Source organism: Phyllobacterium sp. SL163 (genome assembly GCF_049896885.1).
In the GTDB taxonomy this organism is placed as follows: Bacteria; Pseudomonadota; Alphaproteobacteria; order Rhizobiales; family Rhizobiaceae; genus Phyllobacterium; species Phyllobacterium calauticae.
Window position 1 is genome coordinate 294887 of record NZ_JAFCVE010000002.1, and the last position, 24595, is coordinate 319481.

Consider the following 24595-nt stretch of genomic DNA (forward strand, 5'->3'; position numbering starts at 1 on the left):
GCGTTTAAATCATCGATAACAGGATCGCCGGAACAAAAACCGGCGATCTCCTGTATCTTGGGATACGATAAATATGTCTCGTTTTGCCTCATCGTCCGGCCCCTCGCAACGCCAGCTGCGCGTCAGTGAGCAGGTGCGTCACGCGGTTTCTCAGGTGCTTCAGCGCGGTGACGTGCGTGATGACACGCTGGAAAACGCCGTTGTCGCCATTTCTGAAGTGCGCATGTCGCCGGATCTCAAGATCGCCACCTGCTTTGTCTCGCCCATTGGCGCGAAAGACAGCGATGCGGTGATTGCCGCGCTGAACCAGCATGCAAAATTCATCCGCGGCCGGGCAGCGGCCTATCTGAAGCAGATGAAATACATGCCGGAATTCCGGTTCCGCATCGATTCGAGCTTTGACAACTACGCCAAGATCGATGCGCTGCTGCGCAAGCCCGAGGTGACCCGCGATCTCGATGATCATCACGATCACGATGATGATCATGACGATCCCAACCCTGGCGATGTGCCGGGACATGGCCCTGACGGCAACGGAAACAATTGAATGTCGAGACAGCGCAAGAAAAAAGGTCGGCCCGTATCCGGCTGGCTGATCTTTGACAAGCCGAAGGGCATGGGCTCGACCGAAGCCGTCTCCAAGATCAAGTGGCTGTTCAAGGCTGAAAAAGCCGGACATGCCGGCACGCTCGACCCCCTCGCATCCGGCATGCTGCCGATCGCGCTGGGCGAAGCGACGAAGACCGTCCCCTATGTCATGGACGGAACCAAGATTTACCGCTTCACCGTCACGTGGGGGGCTGAACGCACCACGGACGACATGGAAGGCGAGATCACCGTCACATCGGAGCATCGTCCGGACGAGGCATCGATCAAGGCCATTCTTGCCAGATATACCGGTGTGATTCAGCAGATTCCGCCAAAATTCTCCGCCATCAAGATTGCCGGCGAGCGCGCCTATGATTTGGCACGCGGCGGTGAAGACGTGGAAATCCCTTCACGTGAAGTCGAAATCGACCGGCTCGAACTGATTGAACAGCCCGACGCATCCACCGCGATTTTCGAAGTCGAATGCGGCAAGGGCACCTATGTCCGCTCACTCGCCCGGGACATGGGGCGGGATCTCGGTTGTTATGGTCATATCTCCGATCTGCGCCGCATTGAAGTTGCTCCCTTTGACGAACAGGATTTCGTCACGCTCGAGGAACTGGAAGCGGCTCACCCGCCGGCCCCTGTCGAGGGTGAGGAAGGGGAGGACCGTTCCTACGAAGCCATCGAGGCGCGTTTCTCGGTGATGGACGCATTCCTGATCGATACCGGCGCCGCGCTGGAGAGCCTGCCGCAGGTCGCCCTCTCCGATGATCAGGCGCACCGTATCCGCATGGGCAACCCGGTCATCCTGCGTGGCCGCGACGCGCCGGTGGAGGCTGACGAAGCCTGCGTAACGAGCAAGGGCAAGCTTCTTGCCATCGGCTTCATCGAACAGGGTCAGTTCAAGCCCAAGCGCGTTTTCACCGCTTAAGCTTTCACGTAAACCCAGGCATCAATTCCTGATTTCAACCGCACTTCGATGCGTTTGTAATCGGACACTTCGTAGGCGTCCGCCGCGGCGAGTTCGCTCGCCGTGATCTTGAAAACCGTCCCAGCAACCTCGTCGCCGGAATCGCCGCTTGGCACGACGATGGGATGGAAATTGCTGCCGCTTGCACGGATGACATCGGGATCGGTGATTTCGATCATCGATTTCCTGAAACCTGGCATCGCATCCGGCGCGCCTTGCAGAAGGCGGCCGAAGGAAGACTGCTGGACACCCTCCTGCTGCAGGGTTCCATAAGAAAACAGATGGATCGCCGGTGTGTCATTCATGGTGTGCTCCTCTGGCGCTTCGTCCTTAGTGGCGAATATCATTCCTTGATGCAACTGTAGGCTGCGGTGTCGTAGGGCAGGGTGACCTCCGCTTTTCCGGCGAGCGTCGGTTCGTTTGCGATAAGGGTGCGAACGTCGGCGGCAACCCGTTCCTGTTTCTCCGGCGGCAGGGCGGCGATGAAGCTGGTCGACAGCACCCGGTTGACGATGACGTCTTCTGGCGCACCGGTATGGTTATTGGAAAAGTGATGTTCCCTCAACGCGCTGAAGCCATTGAACGGAAAAGGCTTTTTCCACTCACCGGTATGGTGCCGCGGCGTGTCGCCTTCATAGGGCGCAAAGATATCAGCCAGTTTTGCCACCCAGGGAATGCGCGCGTCCCGCGTGTTCCACACCAGCCCGAGGCTGCCGCCGGGTTTAAGCACCCTGTGGATTTCCGTGAGTGCGGCTTTGGTGGCAAACCAGTGGAATGCCTGCGCACAGACGACCGCATCCACGGATGCATCGGCAAGAGGGATCGATTCGGCTGTGCCTGAGTTGGCCGAAATCTCGGGATGTTCATCGATGAGTTTTTGCAGCATTTCGGCAACGGGTTCAACGGCGATGACCGCAGCGCCCGTCGTCATGAGCCGGCGCGTAAACTTGCCGGTTCCGGCACCGAGATCGACAACGGTCTTACCGGGTTCCAGATCCAGCTCATCGCGCAGCCATGCATCGAGTGCGGGCGGATAGTCCGGACGGCCCAGGACATAGCTATCGGCCTTAGCGGCAAAACCCGTGGCAGCGGCGTGATGAATGGTGTTCATGATTTTACTCCGGATCATTGGCCCGCCAACCAGTATGGAAAGGCGGATTGGCGGAATCGGGGCGGGCAGGGACATGCCATGCTCATGCCGCAGTTCCCGTCTAATGTAAGATGGCAAAATGTATATGACCGTTTTGCCCCCGGTTCGACAGCTGAAAAGCGGTCGAATCATTTGCGGCTGGTAATTTGTCACATTTTCGACTATACGGCCCGCAGCGATAGGCTTTGCCTGCCGCTTTAACCGGCCCCCGCTGGACGACATCCCGGCCGTGGGCATCCCGTTTTCCCTTCAAAAGAAAGGACATACGATGTCGATTACCGCTGAACGCAAGCAGGCACTGATCTCTGAATACGCAACGAAGCCAGGCGACACCGGTTCCCCGGAAGTCCAGGTTGCAGTTCTGACAGAGCGCATTGTCAACCTGACCGAGCACTTCAAGGACCACAAGAAGGATAATCATTCCCGCCGTGGTCTTCTCAAGCTCGTCTCGACGCGCCGCAGTCTCCTTGACTACCTCAAGGGTGTAGACGAAGGCCGCTACCAGACGCTGATCGAAAAGCTCGGCCTGCGCCGCTAACGGATTGGACCGGCGGGTGCGTTCAGTCGCTCCGCCGGTCTCTGTTTATCCCTGACAGGGATGAACGCTACCATGAGGCAGGTCATGGGGCAGGATTGCAGGCAACTCGGCCATACGAGTTGCACGTTGTCTTGCCCGTGATTGGTCTGAAACGAAACGGGCGAAACATGCTGCTATCCAAAGGGATGCGCGTATTTCCCCACTGAAGGACAAGATATGTTTAATCAACACAAAGTTGAAATCGAATGGGGCGGTCGTCCGCTCATTCTGGAAACGGGCAAGATTGCCCGCCAGGCTGACGGCGCAGTTCTCGCCACCTACGGCGAAACCGTCGTTCTCGCCACCGTTGTTTCCGCCAAGGAACCAAAGCCAGGTCAGGATTTCTTTCCGCTGACCGTAAACTACCAGGAAAAGACCTACGCGGCCGGCAAGATCCCAGGCGGCTACTTCAAGCGTGAAGGCCGTCCGAGCGAAAACGAAACACTGGTTTCGCGCCTGATCGACCGTCCGATCCGTCCGCTCTTTGCCGATGGCTACAAGAACGACACACAGGTTGTCCTGACGGTTATCCAGCACGACCTCGAAAACAATCCTGACATCATTTCGCTCATCGGTGCTTCCGCAGCGCTGACGCTGTCCGGTGTTCCGTTCATGGGTCCGATCGGCGGCGCACGCGTCGGCTACATCGGCGGCGAATACAAGCTGAACCCGACCATCGACGAAATGGTTGAGTCGAGCCTCGATCTCGTTGTTGCCGGTACAGGTGAAGCCGTTCTGATGGTTGAATCGGAAGCCAAGGAATTGGCTGAAGACGTCATGCTCGGCGCCGTGATGTTCGGTCACAAGAGCTTCCAGCCGGTTATCGACGCGATCATCAAGCTTGCTGAAGTTGCCGCAAAAGAGCCACGCGATTTCCAGGCAGAAGATCTTTCTGCTGTTGAAGCTGCGGTTCTCAAGGTTTGCGAAGCCGACCTGCGCGCTGCCTACAAGATCACCGATAAGCAGCAGCGTTATGCCGCTGTTGATGCGGCCAAGGCAAAGGTCAAGGCACACTTCTTCCCGGAAGGTGTTGAAGAGCCGGAATTCTCCGCCGAACAGATCGCAACCGTGTTCAAGTCGGTTCAGGCGAAGATCGTTCGCTGGAACATCCTTGATACGGGCGGCCGTATCGACGGACGCGACCTCTCGACGGTTCGTCCGATCGTATCGGAAGTCGGCCTTCTGCCGCGCACCCACGGTTCGGCCCTGTTCACCCGCGGTGAAACACAGGCCATCGTTGTTGCAACGCTCGGCACCGGCGAAGACGAACAGTATGTCGACTCGCTGACCGGCATGTACAAAGAAACCTTCATGCTTCACTACAATTTCCCGCCCTATTCGGTCGGTGAAACAGGTCGCATGGGTTCGCCCGGCCGTCGTGAAATCGGTCATGGCAAGCTCGCCTGGCGCGCTATCCATCCGGTTCTGCCTGCCAAGGAACAGTTCCCCTACACGCTGCGCACGGTTTCGGAAATCACCGAATCCAACGGCTCGTCCTCAATGGCTACTGTCTGCGGCACGTCCCTTGCCCTGATGGATGCCGGCGTTCCGCTGCTCCGTCCGGTTGCTGGTATTGCCATGGGCCTGATTCTCGAAGGCGAGAAGTTCGCTGTTCTGTCCGACATCCTCGGCGACGAAGATCACCTCGGCGACATGGATTTCAAGGTTGCCGGTACTGAAGGCGGTATCACTGCCCTGCAGATGGACATCAAGATCGACGGTATCACCGAAGAGATCATGAAGGTTGCTCTGGGTCAGGCCAAGGACGGCCGTCTGCACATCCTCGGCGAAATGGCCAAGGCCATCACTGAAGGCCGTTCGGAACTCGGCGAATTTGCTCCGCGCATCGAAGTCATGAACATCCCGACCGACAAGATCCGTGACGTTATCGGTTCTGGCGGCAAGGTCATTCGTGAAATCGTCGAAAAGACCGGTGCGAAGATCAACATCGAAGACGACGGCACGGTCAAGATCGCGTCCTCCTCTGCCAAGGAAATCGAAGCCGCCCGCAAGTGGATTCATTCGATCGTTGCTGAGCCTGAAGTCGGCGAAATCTATGAAGGCACGGTCGTCAAGACTGCAGACTTCGGCGCATTCGTCAATTTCTTCGGTCCGCGCGATGGTCTGGTCCATATCTCCCAGCTCGCTTCCGAGCGCGTTGCCAAGACCTCCGATGTGGTCAAGGAAGGCCAGAAGGTCTGGGTCAAGCTCATGGGCTTTGACGAACGTGGCAAGGTTCGCCTGTCGATGAAGGTTGTCGACCAGGAAACCGGCAAGGAAATCGTTCAGGAAAAGAAGCAGGCTGAAGAAGACGCTGAATAAGCCTCTTGCTTTGACGTGATGAAAGCGCGCCCTCGTGGCGCGCTTTTTTCTTGGCGGGGTTCGATTGTCGTGGAAGGTTGCCATTCCAGTCAATTCCGCTTCAGACAGACCTATTGATGGATGGATATTGCCATGGCCAACGGCGCACTCAAGACGCTCTTTCTGCCCTTTGAAGACGGGATATTGCCGGTTCCCGGCGCCGGCAGCGCATGGCTGTTTCTTGGCGCCGAGGTGGAACGCGACATCGATCCTGCATGGAAAGATGTGCTGACAGCCCTTCAACCATTCAGGCCGGATTACAACGCATTGCAAAAAGCGGGCTTCCAGGCGGTTTCCCGTCTTGAGGGTAGGGAAAGCTTCAAGGGCGCGCTGATCCTTCTTGGCAAGCATCGTGGGCGCAATGAGGCATGGCTGGCGCAGGCTTTGCGCCATGTCGAAGCGGGTGGCCTGATCGTGGTGGGCGGCGACAAGAAACTTGGTATCGACAGTTTCCGCAAGACGGTCGAGAAATTTGCGCCGGTCACCGACCGGCTGTCCAAGCACCATGCGGTGGCTTTCTGGTTTACGCGGCCCGAGGCTCTCGATGAGGCACAGGTGGAGGCGCTTGTGGCCGAACCGACTCTCGTGGAAGAGCGTTTCACCACCGCACCCGGCATGTTTTCCCACACGGCCATCGATAAGGGCTCGGCGCTGCTGGTGAAGCATTTTGCCGGACGCATCAGCGGCCATGTCGCCGATTTCGGCGCCGGTTGGGGCTATCTTGCCAGCGAAGTCCTGAAACATCCGGAAAAGCTGAAATCGCTGGCGCTCTATGAAGCGGATTTTGAAGCTGTTGAAGCAGCACGGGTGAACCTTGCCGGAGCGAGCGAACTGCCACTGTCGTTCCACTGGCATGACGTGAACGGCGAAGCCATCACAGAGATTTACGACACCATCGTCATGAACCCGCCATTTCATGCGGGGCGCAGCGCCGACCCGACCATGGGGCAGGGGTTCATTGCTGCGGCTGCCAAGCGCCTGAAACCGGGCGGCAGGCTGTTGCTGGTTGCTAATCGCCAGATGCCCTACGAAGCGGCTCTGAAGTCGCTCTTCCGCTCTGTCCTGCCCGTTGAGGATGTCGCCGGCTACAAGATCATCGAAGCGAAAAAATAGTCAGTTCAATCGCCGCCGCCGGATACCGCACAGCCTCGTTTCTTCGATGGCCGCCTCGCTCATCCACGCCATGGATTTGAGGCTGACAACGATCCGTTGCAAAATGGCAGGACGTGGTCCCCTGCGCCAGGTATCGCTGGAATAGAGCGCTTCCTGCGAAGCGTTGAGGTGATCGAGATTGTCATAGGCGCGCACGAGGAAATAGGCATCGGGGTGATGTTCCGATTGGCCGAAGTCGACCACGTCCATATCGATGGACTGGTGTATGGGCAGGCTTTCCTCGCACACCAGTTTGTGGAATTCGGCTCCTGTTCCCGGGCGCAGGCTGTAGATAAGCGTTTCAACGAGGCGCATGGTGGGTCTCCTGACATTCCTGACGAAAAAGGGAGGCCCACTTTCAACAAAAATCCCGCAAAACCAAGCCTGGTCTCACGGGACTGCTGTCAATTCTGGCAGGAGGGTTTATTCCTTGCCGTCGTCGGATTTCTTCAGTTCTTCGAGCGTTGGCATCGATACGATGTTGTAGCCGGAGTCCACATAGTGGATTTCGCCGGTCACGCCGCTCGACATATCCGAGAGAAGATAGAGCGCCGAGCGGCCGACATCGTCGATATCGACGGTGCGGCGCAGCGGCGCGTTGCGCTTCTGGTAGGAGAACATGGCGCGTGCGTCGCCGATGCCGGCGCCAGCCAGCGTGCGGACCGGACCGGCGGAGATCGCGTTGACGCGGATGCTTTCCGGGCCGTAATCGGCGGCGAGATAGCGCACCATGGCTTCAAGGGCAGCCTTGGCCACGCCCATGACATTGTAGTTCGGCATGACACGGGTCGAGCCGCCATAGGTCAGCGTCAGGATGGAGCCGCCATTCGTCATCAATTTTGAAGCACGCTGCGCCACTTCCGTGAAGGAATAGGCTGATATCACCATGGTGCGGCTGAAATTGTCGCGCGTGGTGACATCGGCATAGCGGCCCTTGAGCTGCGACTTGTCGGAAAAGCCGATGGCATGCACGACGAAATCAAGCGTGCCCCATTCCTTTTCCAGGGTCTCGAACACGGCGTCGACGGTTGCGATATCCTCAACATCACAGGGAAGCAGCAGCTTGGAGCCGAGTTGTTCCGCGAGCGGCGCAACGCGCTTGCCGAAGGCATCGCCCTGATAGGTGAAGGCGAGTTCAGCGCCGTTGTCGGCCAGTTCCTTAGCAATGCCCCAGGCAATGGAATGGCTGTTCGCGACCCCCATAATGAGACCGCGTTTGCCTTTCATCAGTTCACCCATATTCTTCCCTCTCAACCCTGGAAACGCTGGAACACCAGCGTTGCATTGGTGCCACCAAATCCGAAGGAATTGGTCAGCACCGTATCCAGTTTGGCATTGTCGATCCGCTTGCGCACAATAGGCATGTCCTCGAATGCCGGATCGAGTTCTTCAATATTGGCGCTCTCGGCGATGAAATTGTGGTTCATCATCAAAAGCGAATAGATTGATTCGTGCACGCCGGTGGCACCCTGCGAGTGCCCGGTCAGTGATTTTGTCGCCGAGATCGGCGGGCAGCCGGCCTCAGCCGTGCCGAACACTTCGCGAATGGCTTCGATCTCCTTGAGATCACCAACCGGTGTCGATGTGGCGTGCGGATTGATGTAATCCACCTTGCCTTTCACGTTCTCGATGGCCATCCGCATGCAGCGGGCGGCACCTTCACCGCTTGGCGCAACCATGTCGGCACCGTCCGATGTCACGCCGTAACCGACGATTTCGCCGTAAATCTTGGCGCCGCGCGCCTTGGCATGTTCCAGCTCTTCCAGAACCAGCACGCCTGCGCCGCCGGAGATGACGAAACCGTCGCGGTTCTTGTCATAGGCGCGCGATGCAACCGAAGGCCGGTCGTTGAACTTGGAGGACATGGCGCCCATGCCGTCGAAAAGCACGGAAAGCGTCCAGTCGAGATCTTCGCAGCCGCCGGCAAACATCATGTCCTGCTTGCCATACTGGATCATCTCGAAGGCATTGCCGACGCAGTGATTGGACGTCGCGCAGGCCGATGAAATGGAATAGTTGACGCCCTTGATCTTGAACCATGTGGCAAGCGTTGCCGATGCGGTCGAAGACATGGCTTTCGGCACGGCGAACGGGCCGACTTTCTTGGATGAACCCGATTCGCGGGTTTTATCGGCAGCTTCGACGATGGTGCGGGTGGATGAGCCGCCGGAACCCATGATGATGCCGGTGCGCTCGTTGGAAATCTGGCTTTCATCAAGACCGGCATCGGCGATGGCCTGGTCCATGGCCACGTGATTCCATGCGGTTCCCCCGCCATGGAAGCGCATGGCGCGCCGGTCGACCAGCGTTGCCGGATCAAGCGTGGGAGCGCCGTGCACCTGACTGCGGAAACCGTATTTTGCATAGTCTTCCGCGAAGACAATACCCGATTTCGCCGCACGCAGGGATTCCAGCACCTCCTGCACGTTATTTCCGATAGAGGACACGATACCCATCCCCGTCACAACCACTCGCCGCATTGCGATCTCCTTGAAGGTGCTGCGCTGACCGATAGGGTCAGGCAGCGCTTTCCTTGAATAGGCCAACCCGCAGGTCGGTTGCCTTATAGATAGTTTCGCCGTCGGCTTTTAGCCAGCCGTCCGCAATGCCCAACACCAGACGACCGCGCATGACGCGCTTGAAGTCGATGCCATATTCGACGATCTTGGTCTTCGGGGTGACCATGCCGGTGAACTTGACCTCGCCGGTTGACAGCGCGCGGCCCTTGCCGGGCTCGCCGAGCCAGCCCAGATAAAAGCCGGTCAGCTGCCACATGGCGTCGAGACCAAGGCAGCCCGGCATGACGGGATCGCCAATGAAGTGACACGGGAAGAACCACAGGTCCGGCTTGATGTCGAATTCAGCACGGATGTAGCCCTTGCCATTTTCGCCGCCGGTCTCGGAAATCTCGGTAATGCGATCAAACATCAGCATGGGTGGCGCTGGCAACTGGGCATTGCCCTGACCGAACATCTCTCCGCGGGCGCAAGCAAGGAGCTCTTCATACCCGTAGCTTGATTTCTGTTCTGGCATTCTGTCTCCCATCAATTGCTTCAATGCTGGCGCTTTTGCGCGGGCGGACCCTATCACAGAGTGTTTCTCGCTGAAAACGGTCTGTTGGCTTATCCCTAACGGAATGGCTGAATTGCGGCCTATTGATCGATTTCGCAAGACGGCATATATCAATGATGTAACACGATAGACAACAGTCTATGGTGAGACTTTTGATATCATTTAACGGAGTGGCAGACGGGCCATGCATATTTCTTATGAGATTGATGCCGACGTACCCTTGCAAGAGCGCCTGCGCTTTGCGGGTTTGCGTCCCACCCGTCAGCGTGTAGCGCTTGCCAGTCTGATCTTTGCCAAGGGCGATCGTCATCTTTCGGCGGAAGAACTGCATGAAGAGGCGCTCGGCGCCAATGTGCCTGTTTCCCTTGCGACGGTCTACAATACCCTGCACCAGTTCACCCAGGCAGGCATGCTGCGTATCCTCGCCGTCGAAGGCGCAAAAACCTATTTCGATACCAACGTTTCCGATCACCATCACTTTTTCGTCGAAGGCGAGAACCAAGTGATCGATATTCCGGATGGCTCGGCCATGGTCGGCCATCTTCCGCCGGTACCGGAAGGCATGGAAATCGTCAACGTGGACATCATCATCCGCCTGCGCAAAAAACGCGGCTGATCCAATCGCATATCAATGATGACGGATTGTGCAGTCTGACGGGCATGTGAGGCAAGCCCGCCCGGATTCTATGGATCAATCAAACTTCTCGCCGGGATAGGCACCCCAGATATCCGATTGGCGCATCCAGCCGCTGGCGCCACTGAATATCAGCCGGCACCAATCCCCATTGCACATCTTGAGGGTTGCCAGAACACCGGGCTGCACCTGCGCCACGATGCCCGCCTTGTCATCGGCGCTGCGATAGACATTCAGCATGACATTGTCCTTGTCACGCTGCCACGGGGCGGTCATCGCTGTGCGCTTGCCGGAGAGGAGGGACTGATAGACCCAGCCTTCGGTTCCCTCGGAATCGCGAATGCGCCGCCAGTTGTCATATTCCTGGACGATTTCCACCGGCAGGCCCGATTTCAGAAACAGCCACGTCACGGCGTAGTCGCGCCCCGGTCCGACGCGCAAATTGACGCGACCGGGTTTCAGGCTGACAAAACGCGGCAATGGCAGGCCGCTTGGGCCAACCTGTTGGGCGGCATAAGCCGTGGCAATGCCGGGAATCGCCGCGGGAACGGCGAGGGAAAGAGCCGACGCAATACCGGCGGTCAGTGTGAAAGAACGAATAAATGAGATGCCCAACAAAATCAGTCCTTCATCGTTCTGAGCTCTTTTCCGGCAATTATGCGGTTGAACAAGGAACGATCCCTATTTTTCTTTGTCTTTGACGCGCCGCCTTGATAGACAAGTATCGGAGCTCAAGAGCAATTGCAGTTTGCAATGACTTGGTTAAAGAGGTCTCAATATCATCGGAAAAAGGGAGGGGAATATTGGTTAACAAAAAGCCTCTGGTCGTCATCACCCGAAAACTGCCCGATTCCGTTGAGACGCGCATGCGTGAACTCTTCGAAGCGCGGTTGAATGTCGATGACCGGCGGTTGTCAAAGGCGGAACTGATCGAAGCCGTCCAGCAAGCCAATGTTCTCGTGCCCACGGTTACCGACCGTATCGATGAAGAGATCATCAATGCGGCCGGTCCGAATCTCAAGCTTATCGCCAATTTCGGCAATGGCGTTGACAATATCGACGTTCCTGCCGCCGCCAAGCGCGGCATCACTGTCACCAATACCCCCAATGTCCTGAGCGAAGACACCGCCGACATGACCATGGCCCTGATGCTGGCTGTGCCGCGGCGCTTGGTGGAAGGCGCATCCATTCTTCTCGATGACGGCAAATGGGAGGGCTGGGGCCCGACCTGGATGCTTGGGCGGCGTATCTGGGGCAAGCGCCTCGGCATTGTCGGCATGGGCCGTATCGGCACTGCCGTTGCCCGCCGCGCCAAGGCTTTTGGCCTGTCGATCCATTATCACAACCGCAAGCCGGTCAGTCCCAGGACAGAAGTCGAGCTGGAAGCAACCTATTGGGACAGTCTCGATCAGATGCTGGCCCGAATGGACATCATCTCGGTCAACTGTCCGTCCACTCCAGCGACGTTCCATTTGCTCTCGGCACGGCGGCTGGCACTGATGCAGCCCTCCGCTTTCATCGTCAACACGGCGCGCGGCCAGATCATCGATGAGCAGGCGCTGATCGCCCAGCTGGAAACCGGAAAGCTCTCCGGTGCGGCGCTTGATGTCTTCGAACACGAGCCTGCAGTCAATTCAAAGCTCCGTAAGTTGGCAAAGGCGGGCAAGGTCGTCATCCTGCCGCATATGGGTTCGGCAACGCTGGAAGGCCGCATCGACATGGGCGAGAAGGTGATCATCAATATCCGCACCTTCATTGACGGGCATCGTCCGCCCGACCGGGTTTTGCCCAACCTCGTTTAAGCCGGTATCGCGGCAACAGCGCGAATTATTGAACGCTGACCATCCCGGCAATATCAATCGCGAGCGTTTGATCGATCAGCGGGGTAAACTCCCTGCGGTCAAGTTTGACAGCCATGGGCGTTGCGTGGCCCATCTCCTGCGCGACAATCAGGCCAAGGAGGAGAATGGCGTCGGGTTCATGCAGGATGATGGCGGCGGGTGCGAGGCCTGCAGAAACGAGTTCCAGAAGCACGGCCGCCGCCGATGACGACCCGATGGTTCCCGGCAGGCACAGAACCTTGCCGGTGATGGCGATGCCGTGCTGCGGATGGCGCACGTCGGCAATCCGTCCGGTCTTGGGATTGACGCCGCCCCAGAAGCTGATCGGAGCTGTCAAAACCAGCGCCTCTGCCAGAGCTGGCTGGCCTTGCACAAGAATTTCTGTTTGAAACCGGCTCATTCGGCAGCTCCAAACACCGGACGCCCGGTAACGGCACTTTCCACACATTCGGCCATGGAGCCGTAAATAACGCCATAACCCGTATTGCCCGGCGCATAATGGGCAAACTTTCCCGAATTGGTCATCAGCACGGCATTGTCGATATCGGGCAGGATGGGCGTGACGACGACACAGGTATCGGCGACGATAATGACGCCGCTTTGTTCCAGCAGCTGGCGCTTGCCGCTGCTTTCCAGCGCGGCGAGGGCATGGCGGCCTGTGCAGGCATAGAGCGGAACATGGAGACGACGTCCGGCGATCAACCGCTCCAGCCGATCAAACTCGGCGCCGGAAAGATGCGGGCTGCCGATAGCCACGGCATGAATGGCGTCTGCACCGGCCGCTGTTGAGAGCCTGCGCCGGGAATCCCGGATCATGTCGGTGGTGACCTTGATCACCGTTTCCGGCGTCTGATGGTGCAGGGCGGTGGCAAGGTCTGGCGCTTCGGGTGTTACGCCCGCCACGTGGAAGAGCCCGATGGCACCGGCAGAGGCCGCTGCTGCGCCAAAAGCTTTCAGTGCATCTTCTCCGGGATGATGCTCGATACCGGCGACAACACCCACGGCATCGCCCATTTCCCGCCCGTAAAGACTGCCAAGGATCGGCCATGCGGCCTCGGACGCCAGGAACTCCGCGTCCAGCCCCGATACATCGAAGACGATTCTGGCCCGGCGGTTTTCCGGGAGATGAAATCCGTAGTACGGGGCGTAGCCTGCAATCGCGCAGGCGATATCGAGAAAGTCGCCATAGCGGTTGGTCCGCGCGCCGAAGACGGAATTGCAGAAGACCACCGCATTGGATTCGCCCCAGGCGACGTCGCTGCCGTAGGCGGGGCGGTGCCCGGCCTGATAGGGCGCGCATGTCCATGTCGGTTCGCAGCCGAGCGTCCGGTAGGCATCCATCATCCGTCGGGCCATGCCGCGCTCATGCGGCTCCAGCCGGTTCTTCGAACAGCCGGTCAAGTCAAGTGAGCCGACATTGAGCGTGGCTCTCACGGCAACCCTTGCCCCGCCTTCCACGAGCTTCTCGGCAAACAGCGTGCCGGAATCGCCGTGATAGAGTGCGCCGTCGATATGGGCGGACGCGATGGGAATGAGCGACGGGGCGCCCATCAAGCGGGCTGTCGCCGCGACAATGCGCAGAGCCATTGCCGCACCCTCGCCGCGTGCACCATTGGCGATTGCCCTTTGCTCCGCAGTCAGATCAAGCGCCATGGCGAAGGGCCTTCTGTCCGCTCACGCCGCAGCTCCGGCGGTGTTTGCCTTGTACTTGATCGTCTCGAAGCGCGAGCTTAGTGCATCGTAAAGCAGCAGCCTGCCGATCAGCGGCTCGCCGATACCGGTGATCAGTTTGATCACTTCGGTGGCCTGCAGGCTGCCGATAACACCGGGGAGCACGCCGAGAACACCGGCTTCCGCGCAGGCAGGCACGAGACCTGGCGGCGGCGGGGACGGGAAGAGATCGCGATAGGATGGGTTCTGTTCGCCCTTGCCGTTCCGTTCATAGGGTTTGAGCGTTGTTAGGGAGCCGTCGAACCGTCCGAGCGCTGCGGAAACCAGCGGGCGTTTTCCCGCTGCACAGGCATCGGCAAGCAGATAGCGTGTGTCGAAATTGTCGGAGCCGTCGACGACGATGTGATAACGGCTGATGAGATCGGCGGCATTATCGGGTGCAATGCGCGTTTCATGGGCTTCGACCGTAACGTGCGGATTGATCGCGGCAATGGCGCGGATGGCGCTTTCGACCTTGGGCGAGCCGACGAGGTCGGTGTCGTGAATGACCTGCCGCTGCAGATTGGACAGCGAGACCCGGTCATCATCGACAATGCCAAGCGTACCGACGCCTGCGGCCGCCAGATACTGGAGCACCGGCGCGCCCAGTCCGCCAGCGCCCACGACAAGCACGCGGGCGCGCTTGAGCTTCTGCTGGCCGGGACCGCCGATCTCCGCCAGGATGATGTGACGGGCATAGCGTTCAAGTTCGGCGGAGGTGAAGGCAGGGTTTTCAGGGTCGCTCATGGCGCTACATTAGAACAAGATGGACCCCGAATGCAGCATCCGATTTGTCTCAGGCAAGAAATTTCAACCCGGCAATGCCGGAGACGATCAGGCCGATGCAGACGAGACGGATGACCGTTGCCGGCTCTCCGAAAAGATACATGCCGAGCAGCGCGGTGCCGACCGTGCCGATACCGGTCCAGACCGCATAGGCGCTGCCCACGGGCAGCTCACGCAGGGCAAGGCCCAGCACGAGAACGCTGATCACCATGCTGGCGCCGGTCAGTACCGACGGCGTCAACCGGGTAAAACCGTCGGTGTACTTGAGCCCGATGGCCCAGCCGATTTCAAAGAGTCCTGCGACGACGAGATAAATCCAGGCCATGACGACCATCCTTTTCCATGTGCGGGCCGTCCCGGCTTGTGTTCAGACGCAGCCTTTTACGGCCGCGAGGAGGTCGTCCTCCAGAGTTCTATCTAGGCTGGCGGAATTGCCGGGGCAAGTTTCCGGTCGCTGAGTAATTTTGGTGTTTAACATCAAGCGGAATGAACGAAGATCATCCCCAACGATACCCCGGATACCACACTCCAGCCGGGGTGCAGGCAAACGCCGCCAAAGCGGCGGCGTTCAGAGGTTCACAACAGGGAATCACAGCAGCCGGGCGCCTATGGTCGCTTGGGTATATCGAGACCGCGCTGCACCGCCGGGCGTGCAAGCCCGCGCTCGAGCCAAGCCGGGACATTCTTCAGGCTGGCATAGTCGACCAGTTCGCCCGCACCATAGAAGCCAACCAAGTTGCGAACCCAGCCAAGCGTGGCGATATCGGCAATGGTGTAGTCGTCATCCATGATCCACTGACGGCCTTCAAGATGGGTCTCGAGCACGCCGAGCAGACGTTTCGATTCAGTCACATAACGCTCGAGCGGACGTTTGTCCTCATACTCCCGTCCGGCAAACTTATGGAAAAAGCCGACCTGACCGAACATCGGGCCAATGGCAGCCATCTGGAAGAACACCCACTGGATGGTCTCGTAGCGCCGGGCCGGATCAGCAGGCAGGAATTTGCCGGTTTTCTCGGCGAGATAGAGCAGGATCGCGCCGGATTCAAACAGCGGCAGGGGCTTGCCGCCCGGGCCATCCGGATCGATGATAGCGGGAATCTTGCCGTTGGGGTTCAGTGACAGGTATTCCGGCGTCCAGCTTTCATTCTTGCCGATATCAACGAGATGGGTCTCATATGGCAGCCCAAGCTCTTCCAGCATGATGGATACCTTCACGCCATTAGGCGTCGGCAGCGAATAGAGCTGAAGGCGGTCGGGATGCTGTGCCGGCCAGCGCTTGGTAACAGGGAAGGCAGAAAGATCAGACATGGGAATTCCTTTGTTGGATCAAGGCACCGGGCGATAACAGCCCTGTGTCCATGGAGGTCTTGTTTCATGGGATTGTTGCAGAAAGAATTCGATTCTTCGGCATGCTAACACGGCCGCAGGCAGGCTTGCCATCATCCGCTTTATCCGGCGCGCACTTCTCCGTGCGACACGTCAAAAAACTGGGCGCGGCCGGTAAGGCTGGAAAACAGCGAGCGGTCCGTGCCCGTCATGAAGGCCTGTCCGCCAAGGTCTTCGATGATGTCAAAGAGGGCGGCGCGGCGGCCTTCATCAAGGTGGGCGGCGATCTCGTCCAGCAGCAATATGGGTGCCATTCCCGCCAGTTCTCCCGTGAGGCGCGCATGCGACAGGATAAGACCGATGAGCAGTGCCTTCTGCTCGCCGGTGGAGCAGAGTTCGGCAGGCATGGCCTTGGGCCGGTGGCGTACGAGAAGGTCGGAGCGGTGCGGGCCATCCAATGTGCGTCCCGCCGCCCGGTCACGGCTGCGTCCGTCGTGCAGTGCCCGTCGAAAGGCCTCCTCAACGTCTGTTGCCGATTCGATACCGATGCGTGCTTCCAGCTCGCCGTCGAGGATGCAGTCGGCCTTGGGGAAGGGACTGTCATCCGGCAGGCGTTCGATCATGCCGTTGATCAGGCGCATGAGCTCGGCCCGGGCAGCGGCAATCGCGATCCCGAGCTCCGCCATGGGGGTTTCAATGGCGTCAAGCCAGGCGCCGTTGCTGCGCTCTTCCGTTAGCAGGCGGTTGCGGCTGCGCATGGCCTTCTCATAGTCGAGCACACGGCGGCCATGTGCCGGATCGATGGCCAGCACCATCCGGTCGAGAAAACGCCGCCGATCCCCGGCCGCGCCGGTAAAGAGGCCGTCCATCGAGGGCACCAGCCAGAGGATGCGGGAATATTCCAAGAGGTCGTCGGCACTGGATGCGGTGACACCATTGATGCGCACCCGCCGCGCGGTATCGCCCGGTGCATTGCCGGCAAGTCCGGTGCCGACATCCACGGAGCCTTCCTCGGTCTCGATGGCCGCATGGATGGCAAAACCATCGGGCGCGTCATTGCGGGTGACATCCGTATAGGTGGCACGGCGCAAACCGCGGCCGGGAGAAAGGAACGAGACGGCTTCCAGCAGATTGGTCTTGCCTGACCCGTTCTCTCCGGTCAGCACCACATGCGACGGGCCGAGCCGCAGTGACAGGCTTTCGTAATTGCGGAAATGCGCAAGCTTCAACCGGCTGATCGAAACGCGGGCCGGTTTGCCCGCGTCCGTTCTGGGATCATCGGTCACAGCGGGATTGTCCGTTTGCGTCAAACCCGCATCGGCATGAGCACGTAGAGTGCATTCGCATCGCCCGTATCCCGCACCAGTGTCGGCGAGCCGGCGTCGGCCAGCATGAAGATCGCTTCCGAGCCGGAAAGCTGGGCAGTGATGTCGAGGAGATATTTGGCATTGAAGCCGATCTCGATCGGATCGGAGTCATAATCAGCCGCAAGCTCGTCCCTGGCGCTGCCCGAATCCGGATTGTTGACCGTCAAGGTCAGCTGGCCATCGGCAATCGTCAGCTTGACGGCGCGGCCGCGCTCGCTCGAAATCGTCGAGACGCGGTCAACGGCAGACGCGAAGCTCTGGCGGTCGATGGTCAGTTTCTTGTCATTGCCGGATGGAATGACGCGCTGATAGTCCGGGAAGGTGCCGTCAATCAGCTTGGAGGTCAGAACCACGGAGCCGATGGTGAAGCGGATCTTTGTGTCCGACAGTTCGATGGTCACGGCAATGTCGGGATCATCGACAAGCTTCTGCAACTCGGCAACGGTCTTGCGCGGGATGATGATGCCGGGCATGCCTTCCGCGCCGGAAGGCGCTTCCAGCTCGGCGCGGGCCAGACGATGTCCGTCCGTGGCCACAGCGCGCAGCTTCAGCGAACCCTCGCTCTCGATGGCATGGAAATAGATGCCGTTGAGGTAATAGCGGGTTTCTTCCGTGGAGATGGCGAATTGCGTCCGCTCAATCAGGCTTTTCAACGCCGTGGATGTGATGCGGAATGTGTGTGTGAAGGATCCTGCAGTCAGTTCGGGGAAATCCGATTGCGGCAGGCACTGCAGGCGGAAATTCGACCGGCCCGAGGTCACGGTCATGGAATTACCGTCGGCATTGGTTGCCAGCATCACTTCCGCCCCGTCGGGCAGCTTGCGGACGATGTCATAGAGCAGGTGCGCCGGCACGGTGGTGGCACCGGATTGTTCGATTTGCGCAGCAGTGGCTTCGGTGACTTCAAGGTCAAGGTCCGTGGCCTTGAGGGCAAGGCTTGCACCCTCAGCATGCAGAAGAACGTTCGAAAGAATCGGAATGGTGTTGCGTCGTTCGACCACGCGATGAACATGGTTGAGCGACTTCAGAAGATTGGAACGTTCAAGAGTTACACGCATGATAAACCGGTCTCACTGTCTTATTCGACCCAAAGCCCGTAAGGGCCTGCGGCGCTTTTTCTGGCGAGAGGGCGAAGTTCCCCCAAGGTCAAGCAAATTGGCAGAAAGTCACCCTAAAAAGCAAGCCTGCGGCTGGCTGCAACGCACCATACCGCAGGCTTTCTGTTGATAAGTGGCGAAGTAGCCTTATTGGGCCTGATCGTTGATCAGGCGCTTCAGGAGCTCAAGTTCCTGCGACAGTTTCTGGTCCTTGCCGACAATATCTTCGATCTTGCGCACCGCATGCAGAACGGTTGTGTGGTCACGGCCGCCGAAACGCCGGCCGATTTCCGGCAGCGAGCGGGGCGTGAGCATCTTGGCAAGATACATGGCGATCTGGCGCGGCTTGACGATGGTGCGCGTGCGCCGGTTGGACAGAAGGTCCTGCTTGGAGACGTTGTAATGGCGCGCAACGATGCGCTGGATTTCTTCGATGCGGATACGCTTGGCTTCACCGCCGCGCATCAGATGGCTGAGCAGTTCATCGACCCGGTCGACCGACAGGTTCGGCTCGAAGGTCTGGCGGAACAGCAGCTGGTTGAAAGCGCCTTCCAGCTCACGGCCGCTTCCGGTGACGGACTGGGCGACGTGATCGAGAATCTCCGGCGAAATATCCAGAGACTGGTCTTCCTGCTGGGCGGCAACCAGGCGGCGCTTGAGAATCTCAAGGCGCATCGCATAGTCCGGCGAAATCATTTCAAGGGCAACACCGCCCTGCAGGCGCGAACGCACGCGCGCATCGAGCGATTCCAGCTCTGACGGCGGGCGGTCGGCTGCAACCACCACCTGCTTGGCACTGTCGAGCAGCGTATTGATCAGATGGCAGAATTCATGCTGGATCGATTTGCCCTGCAGGAACTGCATGTCATCGATGATCAGGAGATCGATATCGCGCAGCTGTTCCTTGAACGACAGCGCGTTGTTGTCGCGAATAGCCGTTGCGAAACGCCACATGAAATATTCGGCAGTCAGGTAGACCACGCGGGCGCGCTCCGAGCGCTTCAGGGCATCGGCGGCAATGGCCTGCAGCAGATGCGTCTTGCCGAGGCCGACGGAGGCGTGAATGAACAGCGGATTGAAACGGACGGCACTGGCGCCGGCATCCGCAATGGTGCGCGCAGCAGCCAGGGCGACCCGGTTTGGCGTGCCATCAACAAATGTCTCGAAAGTGTAGCGCGGATCCAGCGGCGAACCGAACACGGAGTTCTGTCCCGGGCGATCCGTTGCACGGTCGGCAAAATGTGCCGGTGCCTTCTTGTCCTGCGATGTGCTGCCAACGGGGAAAACCGGCTTGTCGCGGGCAATCGCACGCTGGTCGGCCCGCAAGGCAGGCTCTGCCTCAAGCGAGGGGCGGCTGGCGCGGCTGGCGCTGCGGAAAACGATCTCCACCTTCAGGACCTGCTCATCCTCTTCATGCCACAGCGTGTTGATCATGTCGGAGTAGTGGTTGTTGATCCAGGAGCGAAGAAATGCGGTCGGCACGGAAAGGCGAACAATGCTCTTGGATGTCTCATCCAGCTTCAGGCGGCCAAACCAGCTGGAGTAAACTTCATTTCCGAGTTTGGCTTTGAGCTTGGTCTTGACCCTCTCGAAAATCGTCTCGCCCTGGCTGCCGGCCGATACCATACTTTTCCCTTCGTCCATATGGAGCGGGACCATGGCTGCATTCGTGCCGTTTTCCATTATTCCGCTGGTCATTGTCATTGCCTCATCCTGATATTTATCTGTTCGGGCTTGATAGTGCCCGTGTTCGCATGTGGACCGGTCCATGACCGGTTGCAGTCCTCAAGAGCCGGTCACCCCTATGACCGGCCTTCAATCTCCTGGAGCTAATTGTTGGATAAGGTCAGGGACGCGTAGTACAGGTCTGAACAATCTCGCACCGAAATTCTAAAAACCGCCACGTCCACATCCCTTTCAACTTTGGCGCAAAAAGACTCACGCCCGGCTGATGCCAGCGCCGCCAACTTGCTTCTTTTCTGAAACGATCCAGGGTCGTACAACCCGGATACCCGACAAAAACGTACTCGTTACGCAAACGAAAAATCTGCGTCCGAACCCACTAATTTGATAAGCCTGTTAAATGGGTTTTTGCCCACCCCTTCGATGTCTGGACCTTACAAAAACCTTTGCAGGGAGGGCAAGGGCAGGCGCGCCGCTTTTTTAGTGAATTAAAGGTTAACGCTTTTACGTTTTTTTTAACTACCTCCGGTTGGGCAGGGAAAAAGCCTTCGGATTCAAAGCCTTTTTTGGAATGCCGATTTTGCTGCACTGCGGACTCACGCGATCAAAAAAAAATATTAAATTATCGCTTGACATAGGCTGGGGTGACAGATTCCCCCGGCTGGGGTCTGGCGATTATGGCTACCTGCCGTAAGTCATTGAAATTAAATGAGAAATGATGGTTGTCGCTTTTTGTATGAAACTATTTATGACCGGCATATGTCAGGGTTTTGATATGCCACAATCTTTTTCATCGGAAACGAATTTATGCCCAAAAAAATGGCAAATAAAAAACCCGGCTAAGGACCAGCCGGGTTTAAAATAGATTATTTGTGTCTGATTAGGCAGACATGCCCTTAAGGCGCTGTGCGAGACGGGAAACCTTCCGGGATGCCGTATTCTTGTGCACGACACCCTTCGTGGCAGCGCGCATCATTTCCGGTTCAACAGCCTTGAAGGCTACGGAAGCGGCTGCCTGATCACCGCTTGCCACCGCATCTTCGAACTTGCGAAGGAAGGTGCGCACGCGTGAGCGGCGGGATTTGTTTACTTCGGTGCGGGCTTCGATCTTACGCGCCGCTTTCTTGGCCGAAGGAGTGTTGGCCATGATGCCTCTCTTTTCTGTCAGCTACTCGGCAGCATCAACGCGGCCGTCACAAAATAATAGGGTGGCCGAGGGGCCACCAAACGTTGTCGGGCTTATAGATCACGTTTCCGATTGCGTCAACTTGGAATCGTCGCCTGGCCGGTGGATATTTCGGCCTCAGCGATTCTTGAAATTCGGGGCGCGTTTTTCCGCGAAGGCAGCCATCCCCTCTTTCTGGTCTTCCAGCGCGAACATGGAATGGAATACCCGCCGTTCAAATCTCAATCCTTCTGAAAGGGTCGTTTCATAGGCCCTGTTGACCGTTTCCTTGGTCATCATCGCGACAGGCAGCGAGAACGAGGCGATCTTCCGGGCAGCCTTCAACGCTTCCTCCACCAGATCGCCGGCCGGGACAACACGCGAGACAAGGCCGCAACGCTCCGCTTCCGCCGCATCCATCATTCGCCCGGTCAGGCACAGATCCATCGCCTTGGACTTGCCGACAAAGCGCGTCAGCCGCTGTGAGCCGCCCATGCCGGGCATGACGCCGAGGGTGATCTCCGGCTGGCCGAATTTGGCGGTATCGGCCGCGATGATGAAATCGCACATCATGGCGAGCTCACAGCCGCCGCCCAGCGCATAACCGGCCACAGCGGCGATCAGCGGCTTGCGCAGGCGCGTGACCCGCTCCCACTCGCTGAAATAATCGCCGAGATAGGCATCGGCGAAATCCAGTGTCTGCATTTCCTTGATGTCCGCACCAGCGGCAAAGGCCTTTTCCGAGCCCGTGATGACGATGGCGCCGATACCATTGTCCCGGTCGAAAGCTTCAAGCGCTGCGCTGAGTTCGCCGAGCAGGGCGGAGTTGAGCGCATTGAGCGCCTGTGGACGATTGAGCTGGATGAAACCAACTTTCTCACGCGTCTCCACAATGATGTTTTCGTAGGCCATCCGGATACTCCTCCTAATGCTGGCAGATCGGGCAGAAAAACGTCGAGCGCCCGCTTTGGACGATGCGGGCTATCGTGCCATCACAGGCAGGACGCGGGCAAGGCTCGCCTTCACGGTCATAGACAGAAAATGAATGCTGGAAATAACCGAGTTCTCCGTCCGCCTGCCGGTAGTCTTTCAGGCTGGAACCGCCTGCCGCGATGGCATCGGCGATGACAGAACGAATGGAGGTGGCAAGCCGATCCGCCATGGGGTCCGGATCGCCGCTTTTCCCGGCAATGGATCCGGCCAATCGCCGGGGCGATAATTCGGCACGCCAAAGGGCTTCGCAGACATAGATGTTACCGAGGCCTGCGATCAGCTTCTGGTCGAGCAAGGCTGCCTTCAGCGGCGCATTCCTGTCGGCAAAGAGCCTGGCCAGCAATGCGCCGTCCAACCGGTTGCCTGTCGGCTCGATACCAAGGTCTTGTATGAATTTATGGGTGTTGAGCGCTCCTGGCTCGGCAAACAGCATGAAGCCGAAACGGCGCGGATCGTTGTAGACGATCCGGCTTCTGATCCCGTCTCTTGATTGCACATGGATCACCACATGGTCATGGGTCGTGTTTCTTGACCGGTCATGATGGAAGACACCCGGTGCCGTATCTGCCCCGTCCTGTTCGATGCGATAGGAGCCGGACATGCCGAGATGACTGATCAGACCCAGTCCGTCATCCATATGCATGATGAGGTATTTCGCACGGCGCTCCAGCGAGTCGATCGTGCGTCCGATCAGCCGTTCGGCAAACCGGTCCGGAAAAGGAAAGCGCAAATCTGCCCTGCGCTGCTCGACACGCGCAATGGTTGCTCCCTCCATGAAAGGCTGCAATCCGCGGCGGACGGTTTCGACTTCGGGAAGCTCAGGCATGGGATGCAGTGCCCCGCAGGAAGCTCTTTCCGTGTGGACCGGGCGCAATGGCAAGATGGGCTGCGACCGTCTCGCCAATATCAGCGAATGTCGTGCGGATGCCGACAGATCCATGCGGCAGGTCGGGCCCGAAGCACAGAACCGGAACGCGTTCACGCGTGTGGTCCGTTCCCCTGAAGGTCGGGTCGCAGCCATGATCGGCGGTCAGGATCAGGAGATCGCCGGGCCGCAGTTTCGCCATGGCCTCCGGCAGCCGCCGGTCAAAGGCCTCAAGCGCGGCGGCATAGCCGGGCACGTCGCGGCGGTGTCCGTAGAGCATGTCGAAATCGACAAAATTGGTAAAGACGAGATCGCCGTCCTGTGCGTCGTCCATGGCAATCAGCGTTTCATCGAACAAGGCCATATTGCCATTGGCCTTGCGCACCTGGGACACCCCCTTGTGCGCATAGATGTCACCGATCTTGCCGATCGCGATGACAGTACGGCCCGCCTCCGTCAGCCTGTCGAGCAAAGTGGGTTCCGGCGGCGGCACCGAATAGTCGCGCCGGTTGCCTGTGCGCTCGAAGGTTTGCGTGGTTTCCCCGACAAACGGACGGGCAATGACCCGGCCGATGTTCAGGGGGTCGACCAGTTCACGAACAAGCACGCACAGATCATAGAGACGATCCAACCCGAAATGCTGTTCGTGCGCGGCGATCTGGATAACGGAGTCCGTGGATGTATAGAATATCGGCTTGCCGCTGCGAATATGTTCTTCGCCATATTCCTCGATGACCTCGGTGCCGGAGGCATGCTTGTTGCCCAGAATGCCCGGCAGACCGGCGCGCCGCACAGCTTCGGCAATCAATGTGTCCGGAAATGTCGGAATTGTCCTGGGAAAGTAACCCCAATTGAAAGTGACCGGTACACCGGCAATTTCCCAATGCCCGGAAGGTGTGTCCTTGCCATTCGACACTTCCTCGGCAGCACCCCACAGCCCGACAGGATCGGCAGCCGATGCGGGGATATTGATACCCGAAGCGAGGTTGGCGGCATGAACAAGGCCCAGTGAACTCAAATGCGGGAGAGTGAGTGGGCCGGAGCGCAGGCCGTCCTTGTCGCCGCGCCCGTCGGCGCAGGCCTCCACGATGTGACCGAATGTCGTTGAACCTGCATCGCCGAAAGCTGCTGCATCCGGCGCACCGCCTATGCCAAAAGAATCGAGCACAAAAAGAAAAGCGCGAGACATGCCTCACTCCATCAGAACCAGAATCCACAGATAGGTGAAACTGACGCTGATGACAAACACCAT

26 protein-coding genes are annotated in these 24595 nt (G+C 58.6%); 7 read left to right on the top strand and 19 right to left on the bottom strand.

Features of this window, described 5'->3' with window-relative positions; translation table 11 throughout:
* Positions 1 to 73: 73 nt before the first annotated feature.
* Positions 74 to 547: a 30S ribosome-binding factor RbfA gene (rbfA, locus tag ACP7B1_RS04995; protein WP_223612059.1), complete on the top strand. Its 474-nt coding sequence runs from the start codon at positions 74 to 76 to the stop codon at positions 545 to 547.
* Positions 548 to 1522, top strand: coding sequence for a tRNA pseudouridine(55) synthase TruB (gene truB, locus ACP7B1_RS05000; RefSeq protein WP_346307273.1), 975 nt, complete (start codon positions 548 to 550; stop codon positions 1520 to 1522).
* Here truB and ACP7B1_RS05005 read toward each other — a convergent pair.
* Together ACP7B1_RS05005 and ACP7B1_RS05010 are read right to left on the bottom strand one after the other, a co-directional pair.
* Positions 1519 to 1866: a gamma-glutamylcyclotransferase family protein gene (locus ACP7B1_RS05005; RefSeq protein WP_342897116.1), complete on the bottom strand. Its 348-nt coding sequence runs from the start codon at positions 1864 to 1866 to the stop codon at positions 1519 to 1521. The genes truB and ACP7B1_RS05005 overlap by 4 nt on opposite strands.
* 38 nt (positions 1867 to 1904) lie before the next feature.
* Positions 1905 to 2672, bottom strand: a complete 768-nt coding sequence (locus ACP7B1_RS05010; protein ID WP_346307272.1) for a class I SAM-dependent methyltransferase — start codon at positions 2670 to 2672, stop codon at positions 1905 to 1907.
* A 307-nt stretch (positions 2673 to 2979) separates the two neighbouring features.
* On the opposite strand from ACP7B1_RS05010, the gene rpsO reads away from it, so the two are divergent.
* The 3 genes from rpsO to ACP7B1_RS05025 all read left to right on the top strand — a co-directional run bounded on the left by rpsO (position 2980) and on the right by ACP7B1_RS05025 (position 6762).
* Entirely contained in the window at positions 2980 to 3249 is a 270-nt protein-coding gene (gene rpsO, locus ACP7B1_RS05015) for a 30S ribosomal protein S15 (protein ID WP_105736700.1), read from the top strand.
* Positions 3250 to 3465: 216 nt separating this feature from the next.
* Positions 3466 to 5610, top strand: a complete 2145-nt coding sequence (gene pnp / locus ACP7B1_RS05020) for a polyribonucleotide nucleotidyltransferase (RefSeq protein ID WP_426136645.1) — start codon at positions 3466 to 3468, stop codon at positions 5608 to 5610.
* A 132-nt stretch (positions 5611 to 5742) separates the two neighbouring features.
* Positions 5743 to 6762, top strand: coding sequence for a class I SAM-dependent methyltransferase (locus ACP7B1_RS05025; RefSeq protein WP_346305208.1), 1020 nt, complete (start codon positions 5743 to 5745; stop codon positions 6760 to 6762).
* Here the strand turns inward: ACP7B1_RS05025 and ACP7B1_RS05030 are convergent, their stop codons facing one another.
* From ACP7B1_RS05030 to fabA, 4 genes are all read right to left on the bottom strand, one after another.
* Positions 6763 to 7116: a hypothetical protein gene (locus ACP7B1_RS05030; protein ID WP_223612048.1), complete on the bottom strand. Its 354-nt coding sequence runs from the start codon at positions 7114 to 7116 to the stop codon at positions 6763 to 6765.
* 108 nt (positions 7117 to 7224) lie between these two features.
* The gene (gene fabI, locus ACP7B1_RS05035; RefSeq protein WP_223612046.1) at positions 7225 to 8040 is read right to left on the bottom strand and encodes an enoyl-ACP reductase FabI; all 816 of its coding nucleotides are present in this window, start codon (positions 8038 to 8040) and stop codon (positions 7225 to 7227) included.
* 11 nt (positions 8041 to 8051) lie between these two features.
* The gene (gene fabB / locus ACP7B1_RS05040; protein ID WP_105736691.1) at positions 8052 to 9281 is read right to left on the bottom strand and encodes a beta-ketoacyl-ACP synthase I; all 1230 of its coding nucleotides are present in this window, start codon (positions 9279 to 9281) and stop codon (positions 8052 to 8054) included.
* 37 nt (positions 9282 to 9318) lie between these two features.
* Positions 9319 to 9834, bottom strand: a complete 516-nt coding sequence (fabA, locus tag ACP7B1_RS05045) for a 3-hydroxyacyl-[acyl-carrier-protein] dehydratase FabA (protein ID WP_105736690.1) — start codon at positions 9832 to 9834, stop codon at positions 9319 to 9321.
* 223 nt (positions 9835 to 10057) lie between these two features.
* Here fabA and irrA point away from each other — a divergent pair, with 223 nt between their 5' ends.
* The gene (gene irrA / locus ACP7B1_RS05050) at positions 10058 to 10489 is read left to right on the top strand and encodes an iron response transcriptional regulator IrrA (protein WP_105736688.1); all 432 of its coding nucleotides are present in this window, start codon (positions 10058 to 10060) and stop codon (positions 10487 to 10489) included.
* A 75-nt stretch (positions 10490 to 10564) separates the two neighbouring features.
* Here irrA and ACP7B1_RS05055 read toward each other — a convergent pair whose 3' ends face one another.
* Positions 10565 to 11122, bottom strand: coding sequence for an SH3 domain-containing protein (locus tag ACP7B1_RS05055; RefSeq protein ID WP_374042648.1), 558 nt, complete (start codon positions 11120 to 11122; stop codon positions 10565 to 10567).
* A 185-nt stretch (positions 11123 to 11307) separates the two neighbouring features.
* On the opposite strand from ACP7B1_RS05055, the gene ACP7B1_RS05060 reads away from it, so the two are divergent.
* Entirely contained in the window at positions 11308 to 12309 is a 1002-nt protein-coding gene (locus ACP7B1_RS05060) for a 2-hydroxyacid dehydrogenase (RefSeq protein WP_223612408.1), read from the top strand.
* A gap of 25 nt (positions 12310 to 12334) precedes the next feature.
* Here ACP7B1_RS05060 and ACP7B1_RS05065 read toward each other — a convergent pair whose 3' ends face one another.
* The 12 genes from ACP7B1_RS05065 to ACP7B1_RS05120 all read right to left on the bottom strand — a co-directional run bounded on the left by ACP7B1_RS05065 (position 12335) and on the right by ACP7B1_RS05120 (position 24532).
* Positions 12335 to 12748 carry an aconitase X swivel domain-containing protein gene (locus ACP7B1_RS05065; protein WP_346306230.1) on the bottom strand — a complete coding sequence of 138 codons (414 nt, stop codon included), beginning with the start codon at positions 12746 to 12748 and terminating at the stop codon, positions 12335 to 12337.
* Positions 12745 to 14001, bottom strand: a complete 1257-nt coding sequence (locus ACP7B1_RS05070) for an aconitase X catalytic domain-containing protein (RefSeq protein WP_346306229.1) — start codon at positions 13999 to 14001, stop codon at positions 12745 to 12747. Before ACP7B1_RS05070 ends, ACP7B1_RS05065 begins: the two co-directional genes overlap by 4 nt.
* 21 nt (positions 14002 to 14022) lie before the next feature.
* Positions 14023 to 14805, bottom strand: a complete 783-nt coding sequence (locus ACP7B1_RS05075) for a molybdopterin-synthase adenylyltransferase MoeB (protein WP_346306228.1) — start codon at positions 14803 to 14805, stop codon at positions 14023 to 14025.
* 49 nt (positions 14806 to 14854) lie between these two features.
* Positions 14855 to 15169 carry a quaternary ammonium compound efflux SMR transporter SugE gene (gene sugE, locus ACP7B1_RS05080; protein WP_105736796.1) on the bottom strand — a complete coding sequence of 105 codons (315 nt, stop codon included), beginning with the start codon at positions 15167 to 15169 and terminating at the stop codon, positions 14855 to 14857.
* 281 nt (positions 15170 to 15450) lie between these two features.
* Complete coding sequence (locus ACP7B1_RS05085; RefSeq protein ID WP_346306227.1) at positions 15451 to 16155, bottom strand: glutathione S-transferase N-terminal domain-containing protein; 705 nt, start codon at positions 16153 to 16155, stop codon at positions 15451 to 15453.
* 140 nt (positions 16156 to 16295) lie between these two features.
* Positions 16296 to 17459, bottom strand: coding sequence for a DNA replication/repair protein RecF (gene recF / locus ACP7B1_RS05090; RefSeq protein WP_346306226.1), 1164 nt, complete (start codon positions 17457 to 17459; stop codon positions 16296 to 16298).
* Positions 17460 to 17479: 20 nt separating this feature from the next.
* The gene (dnaN, locus tag ACP7B1_RS05095; protein ID WP_346306225.1) at positions 17480 to 18598 is read right to left on the bottom strand and encodes a DNA polymerase III subunit beta; all 1119 of its coding nucleotides are present in this window, start codon (positions 18596 to 18598) and stop codon (positions 17480 to 17482) included.
* Between the two features lie 186 nt (positions 18599 to 18784).
* Positions 18785 to 20335, bottom strand: a complete 1551-nt coding sequence (dnaA, locus tag ACP7B1_RS05100) for a chromosomal replication initiator protein DnaA (RefSeq protein WP_374042655.1) — start codon at positions 20333 to 20335, stop codon at positions 18785 to 18787.
* Between the two features lie 865 nt (positions 20336 to 21200).
* Complete coding sequence (rpsT, locus tag ACP7B1_RS05105) at positions 21201 to 21467, bottom strand: 30S ribosomal protein S20 (RefSeq protein WP_105736677.1); 267 nt, start codon at positions 21465 to 21467, stop codon at positions 21201 to 21203.
* A 156-nt stretch (positions 21468 to 21623) separates the two neighbouring features.
* Positions 21624 to 22397: an enoyl-CoA hydratase gene (locus tag ACP7B1_RS05110; RefSeq protein ID WP_346306224.1), complete on the bottom strand. Its 774-nt coding sequence runs from the start codon at positions 22395 to 22397 to the stop codon at positions 21624 to 21626.
* Positions 22398 to 22410: 13 nt separating this feature from the next.
* Entirely contained in the window at positions 22411 to 23304 is an 894-nt protein-coding gene (mutM, locus tag ACP7B1_RS05115; RefSeq protein ID WP_426136654.1) for a bifunctional DNA-formamidopyrimidine glycosylase/DNA-(apurinic or apyrimidinic site) lyase, read from the bottom strand.
* Complete coding sequence (locus ACP7B1_RS05120) at positions 23297 to 24532, bottom strand: phosphopentomutase (protein WP_346306222.1); 1236 nt, start codon at positions 24530 to 24532, stop codon at positions 23297 to 23299. Before ACP7B1_RS05120 ends, mutM begins: the two co-directional genes overlap by 8 nt.
* Positions 24533 to 24595 lie beyond the last annotated feature (63 nt).

Bases quoted from the DNA above. Each gene is read 5' to 3' on its own strand.
- rbfA (WP_223612059.1), top strand. From the start codon at position 74: ATGTCTCGTTTTGCCTCATCGTCCGGCCCCTCGCAACGCCAGCTGCGC.
- truB (WP_346307273.1), top strand. From the start codon at position 548: ATGTCGAGACAGCGCAAGAAAAAAGGTCGGCCCGTATCCGGCTGGCTG.
- ACP7B1_RS05005 (WP_342897116.1), bottom strand. From the start codon at position 1,866: ATGAATGACACACCGGCGATCCATCTGTTTTCTTATGGAACCCTGCAG.
- ACP7B1_RS05010 (WP_346307272.1), bottom strand. From the start codon at position 2,672: ATGAACACCATTCATCACGCCGCTGCCACGGGTTTTGCCGCTAAGGCC.
- rpsO (WP_105736700.1), top strand. From the start codon at position 2,980: ATGTCGATTACCGCTGAACGCAAGCAGGCACTGATCTCTGAATACGCA.
- pnp (WP_426136645.1), top strand. From the start codon at position 3,466: ATGTTTAATCAACACAAAGTTGAAATCGAATGGGGCGGTCGTCCGCTC.
- ACP7B1_RS05025 (WP_346305208.1), top strand. From the start codon at position 5,743: ATGGCCAACGGCGCACTCAAGACGCTCTTTCTGCCCTTTGAAGACGGG.
- ACP7B1_RS05030 (WP_223612048.1), bottom strand. From the start codon at position 7,116: ATGCGCCTCGTTGAAACGCTTATCTACAGCCTGCGCCCGGGAACAGGA.
- fabI (WP_223612046.1), bottom strand. From the start codon at position 8,040: ATGGGTGAACTGATGAAAGGCAAACGCGGTCTCATTATGGGGGTCGCG.
- fabB (WP_105736691.1), bottom strand. From the start codon at position 9,281: ATGCGGCGAGTGGTTGTGACGGGGATGGGTATCGTGTCCTCTATCGGA.
- fabA (WP_105736690.1), bottom strand. From the start codon at position 9,834: ATGCCAGAACAGAAATCAAGCTACGGGTATGAAGAGCTCCTTGCTTGC.
- irrA (WP_105736688.1), top strand. From the start codon at position 10,058: ATGCATATTTCTTATGAGATTGATGCCGACGTACCCTTGCAAGAGCGC.
- ACP7B1_RS05065 (WP_346306230.1), bottom strand. From the start codon at position 12,748: ATGAGCCGGTTTCAAACAGAAATTCTTGTGCAAGGCCAGCCAGCTCTG.
- ACP7B1_RS05070 (WP_346306229.1), bottom strand. From the start codon at position 14,001: ATGGCGCTTGATCTGACTGCGGAGCAAAGGGCAATCGCCAATGGTGCA.
- ACP7B1_RS05075 (WP_346306228.1), bottom strand. From the start codon at position 14,805: ATGAGCGACCCTGAAAACCCTGCCTTCACCTCCGCCGAACTTGAACGC.
- sugE (WP_105736796.1), bottom strand. From the start codon at position 15,169: ATGGCCTGGATTTATCTCGTCGTCGCAGGACTCTTTGAAATCGGCTGG.
- ACP7B1_RS05085 (WP_346306227.1), bottom strand. From the start codon at position 16,155: ATGTCTGATCTTTCTGCCTTCCCTGTTACCAAGCGCTGGCCGGCACAG.
- dnaN (WP_346306225.1), bottom strand. From the start codon at position 18,598: ATGCGTGTAACTCTTGAACGTTCCAATCTTCTGAAGTCGCTCAACCAT.
- dnaA (WP_374042655.1), bottom strand. From the start codon at position 20,335: ATGACCAGCGGAATAATGGAAAACGGCACGAATGCAGCCATGGTCCCG.
- rpsT (WP_105736677.1), bottom strand. From the start codon at position 21,467: ATGGCCAACACTCCTTCGGCCAAGAAAGCGGCGCGTAAGATCGAAGCC.
- ACP7B1_RS05110 (WP_346306224.1), bottom strand. From the start codon at position 22,397: ATGGCCTACGAAAACATCATTGTGGAGACGCGTGAGAAAGTTGGTTTC.
- mutM (WP_426136654.1), bottom strand. From the start codon at position 23,304: ATGCCTGAGCTTCCCGAAGTCGAAACCGTCCGCCGCGGATTGCAGCCT.
- ACP7B1_RS05120 (WP_346306222.1), bottom strand. From the start codon at position 24,532: ATGTCTCGCGCTTTTCTTTTTGTGCTCGATTCTTTTGGCATAGGCGGT.